Annotated in this window: 10 protein-coding genes, 4 tRNA genes and 1 pseudogene; 8 read left to right on the forward strand and 7 right to left on the reverse strand. The window is 42.5% G+C overall.

The genetic code is table 11. The annotated features are described in order from the left end of the window. Positions 1–270, reverse strand: a pseudogene (locus G561_RS14075) (IS982 family transposase); the annotation flags it as partial. Between the two features lie 116 nt (positions 271–386). Here G561_RS14075 and putA point away from each other — a divergent pair. Beyond that, entirely contained in the window at positions 387–3,602 is a 3,216-nt protein-coding gene (putA, locus tag G561_RS0106085) for a bifunctional proline dehydrogenase/L-glutamate gamma-semialdehyde dehydrogenase PutA (protein WP_037031835.1), read from the forward strand. Positions 3,603–3,672: 70 nt separating this feature from the next. Beyond that, a complete protein-coding gene (locus tag G561_RS0106090; protein WP_028858754.1) occupies positions 3,673–4,365 on the forward strand; it encodes a 1-pyrroline-5-carboxylate dehydrogenase in 693 nt (230 codons plus the stop codon). Positions 4,366–4,543: 178 nt separating this feature from the next. On the opposite strand, the gene G561_RS0106095 is transcribed toward G561_RS0106090, so the two are convergent. Continuing rightward, positions 4,544–5,917 (reverse strand): NAD(P)-binding domain-containing protein, encoded by a 1,374-nt coding sequence (locus G561_RS0106095; protein WP_028858755.1) that lies wholly within the window; start codon positions 5,915–5,917, stop codon positions 4,544–4,546. A 255-nt stretch (positions 5,918–6,172) separates the two neighbouring features. Here G561_RS0106095 and G561_RS0106100 point away from each other — a divergent pair, with 255 nt between their 5' ends. From G561_RS0106100 to G561_RS0106110, 3 genes are all read left to right on the forward strand, one after another. Beyond that, positions 6,173–6,832, forward strand: a complete 660-nt coding sequence (locus tag G561_RS0106100) for a hypothetical protein (protein WP_028858756.1) — start codon at positions 6,173–6,175, stop codon at positions 6,830–6,832. A 250-nt stretch (positions 6,833–7,082) separates the two neighbouring features. Next, positions 7,083–9,092 (forward strand): AAA family ATPase, encoded by a 2,010-nt coding sequence (locus G561_RS0106105; protein WP_028858757.1) that lies wholly within the window; start codon positions 7,083–7,085, stop codon positions 9,090–9,092. A gap of 59 nt (positions 9,093–9,151) precedes the next feature. Next, positions 9,152–10,258 carry a type I glyceraldehyde-3-phosphate dehydrogenase gene (locus tag G561_RS0106110; RefSeq protein ID WP_028858758.1) on the forward strand — a complete coding sequence of 369 codons (1,107 nt, stop codon included), beginning with the start codon at positions 9,152–9,154 and terminating at the stop codon, positions 10,256–10,258. A 145-nt stretch (positions 10,259–10,403) separates the two neighbouring features. Here the strand turns inward: G561_RS0106110 and G561_RS0106115 are convergent. From G561_RS0106115 to G561_RS0106135, 5 genes are all read right to left on the reverse strand, one after another. After that, positions 10,404–10,494: transfer RNA gene (locus G561_RS0106115), tRNA-Ser, on the reverse strand. Between the two features lie 153 nt (positions 10,495–10,647). Then, positions 10,648–10,738 (reverse strand) — tRNA-Ser (locus G561_RS0106120). Between the two features lie 73 nt (positions 10,739–10,811). Then, positions 10,812–11,153 carry a hypothetical protein gene (locus G561_RS0106125; RefSeq protein WP_028858759.1) on the reverse strand — a complete coding sequence of 114 codons (342 nt, stop codon included), beginning with the start codon at positions 11,151–11,153 and terminating at the stop codon, positions 10,812–10,814. Positions 11,154–11,335: 182 nt separating this feature from the next. Beyond that, positions 11,336–11,411 (reverse strand) — tRNA-Asn (locus tag G561_RS0106130). 512 nt (positions 11,412–11,923) lie between these two features. Continuing rightward, a tRNA-Asn gene (locus G561_RS0106135) sits at positions 11,924–11,999 on the reverse strand. Between the two features lie 361 nt (positions 12,000–12,360). On the opposite strand from G561_RS0106135, the gene G561_RS14080 reads away from it, so the two are divergent. The 3 genes from G561_RS14080 to G561_RS0106150 all read left to right on the forward strand — a co-directional run bounded on the left by G561_RS14080 (position 12,361) and on the right by G561_RS0106150 (position 14,350). Next, the gene (locus tag G561_RS14080; protein ID WP_037031837.1) at positions 12,361–12,930 is read left to right on the forward strand and encodes an acyl-CoA thioesterase; all 570 of its coding nucleotides are present in this window, start codon (positions 12,361–12,363) and stop codon (positions 12,928–12,930) included. A 188-nt stretch (positions 12,931–13,118) separates the two neighbouring features. Beyond that, on the forward strand, positions 13,119–13,421 hold the full coding sequence (locus G561_RS15600; protein WP_227674054.1) for a DUF2059 domain-containing protein: 303 nt from the start codon (positions 13,119–13,121) through the stop codon (positions 13,419–13,421). 317 nt (positions 13,422–13,738) lie between these two features. Further along, a complete protein-coding gene (locus G561_RS0106150) occupies positions 13,739–14,350 on the forward strand; it encodes a DUF2059 domain-containing protein (RefSeq protein WP_227674053.1) in 612 nt (203 codons plus the stop codon). The last annotated feature ends 87 nt before the right edge of the window (positions 14,351–14,437 follow it).

The following is a 14,437-nucleotide window of genomic DNA, read 5'->3' on the forward strand; positions in this document are numbered from 1 at the left end:
TTTTACAAAACACAGGTTAGCACATTGTTTAGCAAAGTTAGGGTAAGAGCCAAGGTTTGGAAACCAAGACAGCCAGTGGTTTTTAAAATATTGCCAGATTTGTTTGTCTTGATCCATGCCCATAAACTCACCAACTAGCTCCATACATATAATTTCAGTATCGCTAAGTTTAGGCGCAAATCCGCCTCTTCTTAACGGTTTTTGAACGACTAAGTTGTAATATTGCTCTACCATCAGATAGATATTAATGATAAATTCGTCAAGTGGCATCTCATTGTCCTTGGTCTTCTTGGTCGAAAACTTTAAGGATAGTGAGGTGTCATTTTTTTTCAACCCCTAAAAGTGTTGAGAGTGGGGTAATATTTTTTAGTATCAATGGAGTTGATATGAGTTTGCCCAATCCTTTTTATCCACAAAACCCCATTCAGTTTTCAGCACAGGAGGTATTAAATCCAGAATATATTGATAGACCTTCTAGGCAGTTATTTAAATTAATATCACCCCTTTATAGTGCTGATGAAGAGGAGTGGCTAGGTCAATTATTGCCTCTAGCAGAACCTAGAGTGACTAACGGGGTGAGTGAACGAGATGCCATTAGCGAGCAAACCAAAAGCTTGGTTGAGCATGTCCGCAGCAATGATAAAGCTGTAAAAATGGTGGATTCATTATTATTAGAATATAGCCTTGATACCCAAGAAGGTATCTTATTGATGAGTCTGGCTGAAGCTTTGATTCGGGTGCCAGATAACGCCACTGCAGATGCTCTAATTCGTGACAAAATGAGTGTGGCAGACTGGAAAAAACATCTAAAAGATGACAACGGTTTTATCGTCAATGCTTCAACCTGGGGCTTGATGATGACGGGCCGTGTGGTGAGTATTGACAGCTCTACCACAGCGGCTGGCTTCTTGGATCGTATGACGAAAAAAATGGGTGAGCCGGTGATTCGTAGTGCCATGCAGCGGGCTATGAAAATTATGGGCCAACAGTTTGTATTGGGCGAAAGTATTGAAGAGGCTAACCGTAACAGCCAGCCTTATCGTAATAAGGGCTACACCTATTCATTCGATATGCTAGGGGAAGCTGCGGTTACCCATAAGGATGCTGAGAAGTACTTTAGTGACTATCTACATGCCATTCGCTCTACTGCCGATATCAAGGTCAAAGAGGGGATGCCCAAGCCTTCAGTGTCTATCAAGCTGTCGGCATTACATCCTCGTTATGAAGCGACACAAATGGATCAGGTTCTAGGGCTACTGCGTCAACGCTGTATCTTGCTGATTGAAGCGGCGCGTGAAGTGGATGTTGATATCAGTATTGATGCAGAAGAGGCAGACCGTCTTGAGGTGTCATTAAAGCTATTTGAATCCTTATATCGTGACACCATGACTCAAGGCTGGGATGGCTTAGGACTGGTGGTACAAGGCTATTCAAAACGAGCTCTCGCCGTATTAACTTGGCTTGCCAGTCTGGCAAAAGAGGTGGGCGACCGTATCCCAGTGCGTTTGGTTAAAGGCGCTTACTGGGATTATGAAATTAAGTTGGCCCAGCAAAAAGGGATTACTGGCTATCCGGTGTGGACTCGTAAAGAGGGCACGGATGTGGCTTATCTAGCTTGTGCCAGATTCTTATTAACTGAACAAGTTCGCGGGGTGCTTTGGCCGCAGTTTGCTACCCATAATGCCCATACTTTGTCATCGGTGATGACCATGAGTCCGCACAGAGATTTTGAATTCCAGCGACTGCATGGCATGGGCGATGCTCTATACGATCATATCCTGCAAACCTACAACATTCCGGTGCGTATCTATGCTCCAGTCGGTGCCCATAAAGACTTGCTGCCTTATTTGGTTCGTCGTCTATTAGAAAATGGCGCTAACAGCTCATTCGTGCACCAGTTATTGGATAAAAGTCACCCGATAGAGCCGTTGACTGTGCATCCTTATGACACGCTGACCCAGCACGAGACGCTGCATAACCCCCGTATTGTGATGCCATTGGAGATTTACAAAGATAGGCAGGCAAGCTTCGGTCCAAATATCTTTGTTGACTCGCAGTGGCAGCCGTTTAAAGCGCAAGTGGACAGCTATCTACAACACACTTGGTCAGCAAATCCTGTTATTGAGGGACAACAAATTGATAAGACAGTGGCGCAAGAGTTAACTGCCCAGACTGTAGTAGCGCCTTGGAATCATGATGTGGTGGCCGGTGAAGTGGTCTACGCTGATGCGCAGCTTGCAAATAAGGCGATTGAGGCGGCAGTAGCCGGTCAAGACCAGTGGCAGCAGGTGTCGGTAGCTGAGCGTAGTGCTGTCTTAAAACGGATCGCAGACCTCTATGAACAGAACTTTAGCCAGTTGGTGGCTATGTGTCATAAAGAGGCTGGTAAGACTTTACAAGACAGTATTGATGAAATTCGTGAGGCAGTGGACTTTTGTCGTTATTATGCCAATGAGGCTGAGTGCTTAAGTCAGCAAACCAATACCTTTACCGATATTGCTGGCAACCAAATTACCCAAAGGCGGACTGCTCGCGGTACAGTGGTCTGTATTAGCCCTTGGAACTTCCCACTGGCTATTTATACCGGACAAATTGTCGGCGCCTTGGCCGCAGGTAATACCGTGGTTGCTAAGCCTGCTGAGCAAACCAGTTTGATTGCCTACTTTGGGGCACAATTGATGTATCAAGCTGGTGTGCCTGAATATGCCTTACAGTTTGTCACTGGGGCTGGCGAGGTAGGGGCAGCGTTGACCTCATCGCCATTAATTGATGGGGTGGTATTTACCGGCTCTACTCAGACCGCACAACTGATTAATAAGTCGCTACATTCTACTGAGCGTGTGCTTCAGTCGGGTACTGAGCAAAATACTGCTAAAGAGCTACCTATCTTGATTGCAGAAACTGGGGGTCAAAATGCGATGATTGTTGACTCAACGGCATTGCCTGAGCAAGTAGTGAAAGATGCGGTGTTATCAGCATTTGGTTCGGCAGGGCAGCGTTGTTCAGCTTGTCGTGTGTTGTGCTTGCAGCAAGACATTGCTGACACGGTTATTGAGCTGCTCAAAGGTAATATGGCTGAGTTGGTAGTGGGTAATCCTGCCAATGTGACCACCGACGTTGGGCCAGTAATTGACAAGGATGCACAGCAAACCCTGCGGGCTCATATTGAAGCTATGCGTAATGACAGCCGAGCTCGTGTCATAGCCCAAACCCCAATCAGCTCAGAGTCTGCAGAGCACCTAAGTAATAGTACTTTTGTATTGCCAACCGCTATTGAAGTGGAGGGTATTGATGTGATTGGTGGTGAGCATTTTGGCCCCATCATGCATATCTTACGTTATGAAGCTGGCAAGCTTGATGAGCTTATAGAGGAGATCAATGCTACCGGTTATGGGCTAACGCTAGGTATCCACAGTCGTATTGAAACGGTGGCTGATCATATTGAGCGCCGTACTAAAGTGGGTAATACCTATATTAACCGTAACCAAATTGGTGCAGTGGTAGGCGAGCAGCCCTTTGGCGGTCGTGGATTATCAGGGACAGGGCCCAAAGCAGGAGGCCCGCGTTATGTGGCTAGATTGACGAAGTGGCAAAACGTATAAAACAACGTTAGCCCTTCGATGAGGTACAGGTTATCTCATAACTATAAGCAATGACATTAAGGATAAGCTCATGAATAAAGTATTTAAACAAGATCAGGCCCAGCAGTGTGAAGCTTGGGCGCAATTAGGGGCGGTAAAGCGCAGTATTATTTTGGCAGAAGCGAGTAGCGATTTGGCCGACATTAGTCCCAATGGGGAGCAGGCACAACATTTATTTAATCATTTGTTGGCTCAAGCCCAAAAACTAGAAGAGGTTATGCGCTTGGAGGGAGCTACAGGGGAATCTAATGACTTGTACTTAGCCCCTCGCGGGAAAACCATGGTATTGGCTACTGAGTCTGCCAATCCTATTGCTTTTTTAGGAACGCTTATCGCAGCATTGTTGACGGGTAATGAAGTGTTTTTACGTTATCCAAGTCAGCAGCAGCTTTGTGAAGAGGCTATGGCGGTTCTCAATCAAGCTGGGGTTTACGCTGGTGTAATGAGTATTACCAACGATTCCGAGTTGACCACGCTACTTAATATCAGTCGTTTGGCGGTTGTGGGTGCAGTGGGTACACCGCAAGAGTTATTGCAAATTGGGAAAGACTTGTCTGAAACAGAGGGTATTTTAACGCAGCTAGTAGCGGTAACAGATCTGGAAGGCTGCAGTGAAATGTTCCAACCCGACTATCTGGAGCGCTTTTGTACCGAACGCGTTAAGACGGTAAATACCACGGCTATTGGGGGTAATGCGAGCTTAATTGAGTTGGGTATGGGCTAGCAGATTTAGGATATGATTTATTTTTAGCCTATTGTCTATTAGTTAAGCTGAGGTCGCAATACTGGAGAGGTTTAATAAATAGCCTAAGCAAAAAAAGCAGCCATTAATAATGGCTGCTTTTTTTATTTGATTCCAGTTAACTTACAAATTAGGATTTAACAAACTAGGACTTAACAAATTAGGCTCTGCGAGCAGGCTTCTCTAAAGTGATATTTAGGAAGTGCTCTAAAGAGTCATCCATAATTTTTAGCCAAGGTTTAGGTAATTTAGGGGCCAAGGTACCGGTTAGAGTAGAGCGATAAGATTTCTCTCGGAACGTCATAATGCCTTCTTTTTTGTCTTTCTTCCACTGTTTGAAAATCTCACCTTGCTTTTCAACTTCAAACTCTGGGTAATCTGTGGCGTTATATAAATCACGGATATAGCTGGCTTGGAAGTCAATTTCGCTGTCAGCATCGGTTAACTGAGCCTGACGTTTTAACCACTGCTGCTCATCTTTTTGACGCTCCTCTAAGCTAGGTAATTCAATCTTACCTAAAATGACATCACGAGCGTACCAAGCCTGGGCATCAAACATATTAAAGGTGAAGTACTGATCTTGCATGCCTAAATATATTAACTGTGGGTTAGGCTGCCAGAAAATCCCTTTGTATAAATTTGCCGGATATAAGCAGTTGTGGGTCTGTAGACGAAGTTCATCGGGTAAGAATGGGAAATGGAATAAATACCCGGTACACATAATGACCGCGTCAAATCTTTGGCTAGTGCCGTCTGAGAAGAAGGCTTTATCGTCTTCAAAATGAGTAACTAAAGGTTTTTCTGAGATACCTTCAGGCCACTCATAGCCAAGAGACTGGGTACGATAGCTAATGGTAACTGATTTTGTCCCATACTTATAGCATTGGGTACCGATGTCTTCAGCCGAATAGCTACTACCAACCAGTAGAATGTCTTGGCCTTCAAACTCTAGCGCATCACGGAAGTCGTGAGCATGCAGCACCCGCCCAGTATAGTGCTCTAGGCCCTCAAAGTAAGGCATATTTGGGGTTGAGAAATGACCTGTTGCCACAATGACATGGTCGAATTCATTGGTTTCTTGTTCGCCTTTTTTGTGATCCATAACGGTGACAGTAAACTTTTTGGTTTCATCATCGAAGGTCACCCAACGTACAGGACACTCAAAGCGGATGTACTTATTAATATCTTGTTTTTCTAGACGACCCATAATGTAGTCGCGCAAGACTTCACGAGGGGGATAAGAGGGGATGGGAGCGCCAAAGTGTTCTTCAAATGAATAATCGGCAAACTCTAAACACTCTTTTGGACCGTTTGACCATAGATAGCGATACATACTTCCATGCACAGGCTCGCCGTTTTTGTCTAAGCCGGTTCTCCAGTTGTAGTTCCACATGCCACCTATTGCATTTTGTTTTTCATAACAGACGATTTCTGGTAGGTTTTTAACGCCTGCTTTACGGGCCGCTTCAAAAGCTCGCAATTGAGCTAGACCGCTAGGGCCTGCACCTAGAATTGCAATCTTTTTATGACTCAAAATTATCTCCTATATAATTAAAGTTTATTGATCGGGCTATTTACCATAACATTTTTGCAATGGTTTTTTTAGGGAAATGACTGCTTAGTTCTGTGTCGATGATAAAAATGCTTGATTTATTTCTGACGACACGAGCTGACGTAAATAAACCAAAGTTAACGATTGTTCTCTTGTTTACTACCTAGAAATTGCTTAACCTGATAGCAATATATAAGGTTAAGAATACTAAATAATAAAAAAATATAAGGCTAAATTATGGAATTACTTTCATTTATCCCTATGACTCTAGCATCAGTCTTAGCATCGTTTTCGACAGACAGTGCCAATATAGAAGAGGCAGTTATTAGCACTCATGTTAGTCCAGAAATTGCAGGGGTGTGGGAATTAGATCTGACGGTCACGCCTGATTTTGCTTTGCCTAATGCAACTATTAAGAGTCAAGACAGCAAAGGTAATGCCAGAAACGAAGATTTAGAAAATTTGATACTGGCCATTCAAGAGTCGAGTCGCATTGCTTATGAGGCTGAAGCTGCTGCTGATGAGGCAGAGACTATGAGTAGCTATCAGCAGAGTGATGTTGATAGCATGGTTGATGAAATTAAAAGCTCTGCACAAAGTACCCAGTGCCGCGAGCGTTATAATTTTGGCGCGGATAATGTGGTAATGACTACCAGTGGTGAAGAGTGGACCTATGGTAAATATGTATATCATCACCAAGAAGAGGGCCTGCCTATTATTGCCATTACTACCACTTATGATAATAATGAACCGGATTGCTCAGGGATGCAGATTGATCAAAAGGGCGAATCCATGATTGCTTATGTTGATTATCAGCCTGAAAATAATCAAATGCGTTGGTGTATCGATGGGGAAGCGGATAACTGTTTCTTAACTTTTAGAAAATTATTGCCTTAGCAACTGCTAATCTAATAAGCCAGCCTACGAAGTTACTGTTACAAGTCCTATGATTGATAATTAAAAAATTAGGCTTTAAAGTTTGTACTTTAAATTTTGTGCTTTAGAATGGGGCTCTCGCTTCAAAAGCTATAATCGATCACTAGGCCATTACTCACGAGCCCATGGCGCTATCCAGTGCGGGCAACTCCTCAGTTATGTGAGAGAGGTCAGTAAAAACCTTAATACCCTATAACATAAGACCGTACTCATGAAACAAGCGACCGCACTCGATATTTTAAAATCCGGTAAAAACGTATTTTTGACAGGCTCGGCAGGATCTGGAAAAACCTATACGCTAAATGAGTATATCCATTATCTACGCGCCCGACGGGTGCCAGTGGCCACAACGGCAAGTACTGGCATTGCTGCCACCCATATGAACGGGATCACTATCCACAGTTGGTCTGGTATTGGTATTAAAGATGAGTTAAGTGAACGAGATCTTGCCAACTTATCACGTAAGAAAATTCTAAAGGACCGCTTGAGAGAGACAGCGGTGCTTATTATTGATGAAGTCTCCATGCTACATGCCAAGCAATTGAATGCGGTCAATCAAGTGTTAAAACACATGCGTCAAAGCGAAGAGCCTTTTGGCGGCATTCAGTTGGTCGTCGCGGGAGACTTCTTCCAGTTGCCTCCTGTCGGCAGTCGCGGTGAAACTAACCGTGAAAAGTTTGCTTTTATGTCTGAGGCTTGGTTAGAGGCAGGATTTAAAATTTGTTATTTGACCGAGCAGCATCGTCAAAACACTGACGAAGAAGATGACACTATAAATCTTGATACTATCTTGAACCAGATACGAGGTGAGGAAGGGGTAAGTTTTGAAGCCATTGAGGCTCTACAAAACACTTTTTATCAAGATGTGGATATCAATAGAACACGACTATTCACCCATAACGTTAATGTCAATAAGATTAATGAGCATGAGCTGGCCTTATTAAACGGAGAAACCGTTACCTATCATGCAATAGCCCACGGGGATAATAAGCTGGTAGAAACCCTGAAGAAATCGGTGCGCACCAGTGATGAGCTGATCTTAAAGGTGGGCGCTAAGGTTATGTTTATAAAAAATAATAATGAACTTGGAGTCTCTAACGGTACCATGGGCGAGCTGGTAGGATTTACTACCATAAAACCGTTGACCTCTAGTAGTGACCGTAGCGCTATTAGTGATGATTCAGAACCTGACGACCTAGATAATGAGGTTACAGAAACTGATAATGAAGAGACTGACGAGACGATAATTGCAGTAGATGGCGAGGACGAACCTGAAAGCAAGGCATTGGTCTCTACAGATCGTTATCCGGTTATTAAACTCAATAATGGTCGGCAAGTTATCGCTGAAGCAGAGGAGTGGGTTGTAGAGGATGAGAATGGCGAGATTTTAGCCAGTTATAGCCAAATACCACTGACACTTGCCTGGGCGATTACCATTCATAAATCGCAAGGGATGACCTTAGATGCTGCCGAAATTGATTTGTCTAAGACCTTTGAGCTGGGTCAAGGATATGTGGCACTGTCTCGTCTTAAATCGCTAGAAGGATTGAAGCTGTTAGGCATGAATGACCTAAGTTTGCGTTTAGATCCTTTGGCTCGGGGAGCAGATGCAAGATTTAAAGTGCTTTCTTCTGAAGCTGAGCAAGCCTTCGAGAAGATTAAGGCGGAAGTGCTAGAAGAGTCACATGATAGATTTGTGTTGGTTTCGGGAGGAACTTTGAATAAAGCGCATATTGAAGCTTTTGAGAAAAGTTTGAAAAATCGAAAAAAGAAACAAGCTCAAATGCTAGCACAAAAAGACAAGCTGCGTAATCAGTTAAGCGATCATTCAGACAGTACACTAATGACCACTAAGCTGTTGTTAGAGGAGAGCTTAACCATTGCTGAGATTGCTGAAAGTAGAGGTCTGGCCCAGTCGACCATTATGGGTCATGTAGCCCGCTTAAAGCGTCAGTATCCAGATTTAAACTGTGAGCACTTGCGCCCTGATGTGTTGACTTTGGATAAAGTAAGCGAGGCAGTAGAAGCAATCGTAGCGGCGGCTGATCCCAATGATTTTCAACCAGACTCCATGACAGAGGACGCTGGCGAAGCTGCTAATAGCAAACAGGCTATCAATCAATTTAGTAAAGACAGAATCAAGCTACGTCCTATTTATGAATATTTAAAAGAGCAAATAGACTATAATACTATTCGTTTGGCCTTAATCTTTATTGATTAATGCTAAGTGTTTGATGGTCGTTGGTTGTTTTGTTTATTCCTTGAATTTAAGTAGCTTCTATGTCATTTTCTGCGCTATCAGCTGTTAACCTTACCACTAACTCAAAAGCGCCTCTACGAGTTGCCATTAATGGCTTTGGGCGCATTGGGCGCAATGTACTTCGGGCTTTAATTGAGCGCTTTGAAGTATTAGGAACCTTGGTGCATATTGTGGCCATTAATGATGTCGCAGACGCTGATACCTTGCTGCATTTGCTGAGGTTTGACAGTACTCATGGTCGACTTAGTAGGTTAGGGGTAGAGGCGAGTGTACAGCCGACAGGCTTTGGTGCGCATCAGCTGTGCCTTAGTAAAGAAGGTGAAACCTACTGCATAGATTTATTGGCGATATCGGCTCCAGAACAGCTGCCTTGGCAAGATTTGAAGGTGGATGTGGTGCTTGAATGTACCGGTCACTTTAGATCTTACGAAGATGCCAGTCGCCACCTTAGTGCCGGTGCCCAGCAAGTTATTGTTGGCGCTGCTCCCTTTGATAAAGTGGATGCCAGCATTGTCATGGGCGTCAATGATGAGTTATTGACTCGAAACCTGCCCATTATTTCTAGTGTCTCCTGTACCACACAGGCTTTGGTGCCGCTAATTTATGTGTTAGATAAGGCCTTTGGCACCCAATCGGTGATGATGACAGAAATTCATGCGGTAACCGCTGACCAAAATGTGTTGGACCAGCCGCACCGAGATAAGCGTAGAGCTCGAGCCTCAGGACACAATATTATTCCCACTACCTCCAGTAGTATTGCCGCCACAGAGCGTACCTTGCCCAATATGTTAGGCAAAATTGATGGTCACTCGATTAGAGTGCCGACCATTGATGTGGCCGCAATCGATGTCAATTTCATTTTTGAAAAACAGGTGACCTTAGAGCAAGTTAGAGAGGTGTTGAAAGCTGCCTGTGAGCCTGGTAGCTCGCTATATGGCATTATGGGCTACACAGACCTGCCATTGGTCTCTAGCGACTTTATTCACCAGCCAGAGTCGTTAATTATAGATGGACAGCAGCTGATGCAAGTCGGCTCTCAAGTGAAAGTGTTCGCTTGGTATGATAATGAATGGGGTTACGCTAACCGACTGCTAGACATGTGTCTGTACTTACAGCAAGCTAAATAACCATCAGGCCAAATAGCATAAGAAATAGGGTAAGGTTCACGTTTACTTAATCTGTAAAAACGAAGCGTTGTTTAATCACAATGATTGTTAAAATTTAGACAATAAAAAAGGGCCAACTTAGTGATAAGTTGGCCCTTTTAATATCTGGCGGAGTCGGAGAGATTCGAACTCTCGAAGGGCTATGAACCCTTGCCGGTTTTCAAGACCGGTGCATTCAACCGCTCTGCCACGACTCCAATAGGTTGACTATTATAAGCATTTTTTGAATGATTGCAAGGGCAACAGGCCCAGAATTTTAATAAAAATTTATTATGGTTTATAGTCAGAGCATCACCCAAATTTTAAGTATAAAAAAAGCCAACTTATTGCTAAGTTGGCTTTTTAGTATCTGGCGGAGTCGGAGAGATTCGAACTCTCGAAGGGCTATGAACCCTTGCCGGTTTTCAAGACCGGTGCATTCAACCGCTCTGCCACGACTCCGTAGGTGCAGTATTATAGAGGGTTTGATTTTGATTGCAAGTATTATTTTTGATTTATCACAAAAAAGTAATTTTTATTTATTATCTTTAGGCTCAAGCTGTTCTTCTAATAAGCCTTTGGTTGCAAAACTGCTGTGGGTATCAATAATCGCCTTTTCAATAATTGAGGCACTTACTCCGTTGGCACGAAGTTTTTCGATGAAGACTTCATCATCGGCTAGGGTATAGCCATCATTATCACGGTCTAAACCCTGGCGAATATATAAACGGATTAAGCCTTGGATACGCTTAAAGCCATGCTCTTCAGCAGTCTCTTTTAGCAGCCTGATCATCTCTTCAGATAATCTGATGCTAACAGGACGGGTAATCTTTTGAGGGTGATCAGAAAACTTATTACGAATACGTGGAGGAATCATAGCCATGTCATTTCTTATAGTAAATTTGAGTTAATACAGTACATTATAAACTAACATAATCTGTCAGGCTTAACTAGTTGAGGTGACAGGTTTTGGGGCATAAAAAAAAGTCCTAATCATATGATTAGGACTTTTTATAAGATTTCAAATTAATTGATAAGTATTTAAAATCTTTTAGAATTTGGCTCCCTAACCTGGGCTCGAACCAGGGACACACGGATTAACAGTCCGATGCTCTACCAACTGAGCTATTAGGGAAGAACTTGTTTGACACCTATGTTTTGCAAGGGGTCTTAACTAAGTGATGCGTATTCTAGGCAATCTTCGGATGAGTGTCAAGCCTTAAAATCAAAAAAAATGCAAAATCTTCTATTTTTTTGATTTTATGTCCAAAATTAGCGGTTATTGCTTGATTTAATAAATCTTTTTAACCAAATTGGTATCGCTGTCTCAATAATAGGGAGACAGAAATAACGTAAATGATTAATCTAAAGAAAGATTATGCTCAATAAAAAACCATCTCACTCACGACCATGACCAAGCTAAATAAAACAACTAGACTATAGTATTTAAAGTAGCAGTGCTTTAAAAAAACATTATATTCAAAAGACAGCTAGTTTTATAATAGCCTGAATTGAATTGTGATTAAGACTAAATTTTGCACAAAAAAAAGTCCTTATCTATCAAGATAAGGACTTTGGCATATGCCATAAAAGAATTGCTTAGTAGCAATGTAGCATGAAATGCAAGTAAAGAGTCATGCTAGAATTTGGCTCCCTAACCTGGGCTCGAACCAGGGACACACGGATTAACAGTCCGATGCTCTACCAACTGAGCTATTAGGGAATAACTGGGTTAACCTGCTTATGTGTTAAGCTGTTTGCGTTAAGTGGGGCGTATTCTATCAAATATTTTTTATCCGTCAAGCCTTTTTTGAAAAAAAAATTGAAAATTTATCAAATTTTATCGATTTTGACGTTTTTTAGCTATAAATAAGCAGATTCCGATTGCGGCAAAGCAGTTTTAGTTGCTCGGTATGTTTTAGTTGCTTTGCATATAGTTCAGTATAGCAGATATGCTGCGATAGTCAGTACGGTTTAGCCTCAGTTTTGATAAAGTAGTATACTTACAATGATTTAGTGTAGTAAATCAATACAAACTTACCCCTTACTTTTTTGTCTATATAATAAAATAATAAAGGAAAACTATGTCACAAATTAATACCTCAACCAGTTCAGTTAGGGTCCCTGTAAAACATGAGTTGTATATGTCAGTGTTAATGACGCCAGATATGGCTAACTTTATTGGCAATGTACACGGGGGTGATTTACTCAAGATGCTCGATCAGGTCGCTTATGCTTGTGCTAGCCGTTACAGTGGCGGTTATGTTGTGACCTTATCTGTGGATCAGGTTATGTTTTTGGAGCCTATTTATGTGGGTGAATTGGTTACTTTTGCGGCCAGCATCAACCATGTGGGCAGAACCTCAATGGAGGTGGGCATTCGAGTAGAAGCTGAGAATATTCAGCAGCGCACTGTGCGTCATACCAACAGCTGTTATTTTACTATGGTTGCAGTAGATGATAATGGAAGGCCAACCCCTGTACCACCGTTAGAGATTAAAAACGAACTCATGCAGTGTCGATTTGATGCAGCGGAACAGCGAAAAAAGATGCGCATGCAACAATCCAATCGTCCCAGTTGTGAAGCACATAAATCACCTAACGAAGAGCTAACAGGGGCTCATAAACCTAGCGATGATTTATCGGACAAGTAAGGTAGGGAATAGCAGTCATTGCCTAATGCTTTTTAAGGTCTAAAACAATTTAAAGGTATTAGCTCTACCGTCATTATTAGTCCTGTCGGCTCTGTTAATGCAAAAAGCATTACCAATAGTACCAATAAGCAGCAGGTACCCTCGATGCCTCGTTAATTAAGCTCCTTGAAATCACCCGTATGACAGAAATGATGCAATCTATATCCGTTACCCAAAGCGATATGATGGCGTCTATCATCGAGTCTACGCTTAAGCAAAAAGACTTAGAGCAGATGACAGCGAAGCAAAGACAGGAAATGACGCGAGTGCTGACCCGATATACTCAGCAGATGCTTGCAGAGACCAACAAAGCGACCGTAGAGTTGGCACAGAAGCACTTTATTACTGTGGCAAAAAATCACTACACTCAAGCGGAAGTGGATGCTCAAATAGCTTTTTTTAGTACGGAGGTGGGTCAAAGTATACTGGATAAACAGCCTAAAATGATGTAGGAATATATGAAGGTGCTAATGCCTGAGATTATAGAGATAGCCAATGCTACTCGTGAGAAGTTAACTCCGCAGTTGGAAAAAGATCTGAAGGCTATCTTTAAATAATTCCATTGTAATAGTTACTCATAGCAATAGTTTCTCATAGCGTTAATATTTGAGCAGCAAGATACTGTAACTATCCGTCAGTAGTAAAGTGAACAGTGACTCCCTAAAATTGAGCGCAAACTTTGCAATAAAAATTATTTAGGTCAATATTTATGTCAGTTTCTCACCCGTCTTTGAAATCTGCCTTTAAGCCGCTGTTGAGGATGGCTTTGATGACATCATTAACTGCTGCATTGGTAGTCCCAGCGCAGGCAGAGCTTGTTATCAGTAGTGGTAGCGACTCATCAACTGTTCGAGCTGTTGGTTCGGTAAATAAGGGGCAACAACTAACCCATACCCAAACGACACCCAGTGATGCCTCAGTGCTCAAGCTTATGCAAGTAATGCATGTGGATGAGCAAATAGAGGCCATTGTAAACAGCCAGCAAGCTATGGCAGATATCCTTGAGCAGCAAGGAGATAAGACTTCTGTAGACGATAAAAAGCTCAATAAGCGCCAGCGTGAAATGGCGCAAAGCATGCAGGGGGTTCTAGAGCAATATACCAAAATCCTAGCAGGTGGTATCCAAGGGACAGCGACTAAGGAGGAAATGGTTGAAGCTTATAAAGCAGCAGCTAAGGCCCACTATACTCAGCAAGAGGTTAGTGCCTTAATTGATTTTTATGACACGCCGATGGGTCAAAGTATTTTGGAAAAAAATCCTAAAGTAACCTCCCAGTTTCTAAAAGCATCTTTGCCCGATGAAGGTGAAATGAGGCAAACCACTAAGCAGCTTGAAGAGCTGATGCCTCAGATAAAAGATATTTTTAAGGGCATCTTTTGAACAAAAGCTCTTAAGTAAACAAAAGCTTTTAAGCAAAAAACTTTAAGCTTGCTTTAAGACATTTTTTCTAAAACACTTTTGTTCTAA

The organism is Psychrobacter phenylpyruvicus DSM 7000 = NBRC 102152, from assembly GCF_000685805.1.
GTDB lineage: Bacteria > Pseudomonadota > Gammaproteobacteria > Pseudomonadales > Moraxellaceae > Psychrobacter > Psychrobacter phenylpyruvicus.

Excerpts from the sequence above, each read along its gene's own strand:
- putA (WP_037031835.1), top strand. The coding sequence starts at position 387 with ATGAGTTTGCCCAATCCTTTTTATCCACAAAACCCCATTCAGTTTTCA.
- G561_RS0106090 (WP_028858754.1), top strand. The coding sequence starts at position 3,673 with ATGAATAAAGTATTTAAACAAGATCAGGCCCAGCAGTGTGAAGCTTGG.
- G561_RS0106100 (WP_028858756.1), top strand. The coding sequence starts at position 6,173 with ATGGAATTACTTTCATTTATCCCTATGACTCTAGCATCAGTCTTAGCA.
- G561_RS0106105 (WP_028858757.1), top strand. The coding sequence starts at position 7,083 with ATGAAACAAGCGACCGCACTCGATATTTTAAAATCCGGTAAAAACGTA.
- G561_RS0106110 (WP_028858758.1), top strand. The coding sequence starts at position 9,152 with ATGTCATTTTCTGCGCTATCAGCTGTTAACCTTACCACTAACTCAAAA.
- G561_RS0106125 (WP_028858759.1), bottom strand. The coding sequence starts at position 11,153 with ATGATTCCTCCACGTATTCGTAATAAGTTTTCTGATCACCCTCAAAAG.
- G561_RS14080 (WP_037031837.1), top strand. The coding sequence starts at position 12,361 with ATGTCACAAATTAATACCTCAACCAGTTCAGTTAGGGTCCCTGTAAAA.
- G561_RS15600 (WP_227674054.1), top strand. The coding sequence starts at position 13,119 with ATGATGCAATCTATATCCGTTACCCAAAGCGATATGATGGCGTCTATC.
- G561_RS0106150 (WP_227674053.1), top strand. The coding sequence starts at position 13,739 with ATGACATCATTAACTGCTGCATTGGTAGTCCCAGCGCAGGCAGAGCTT.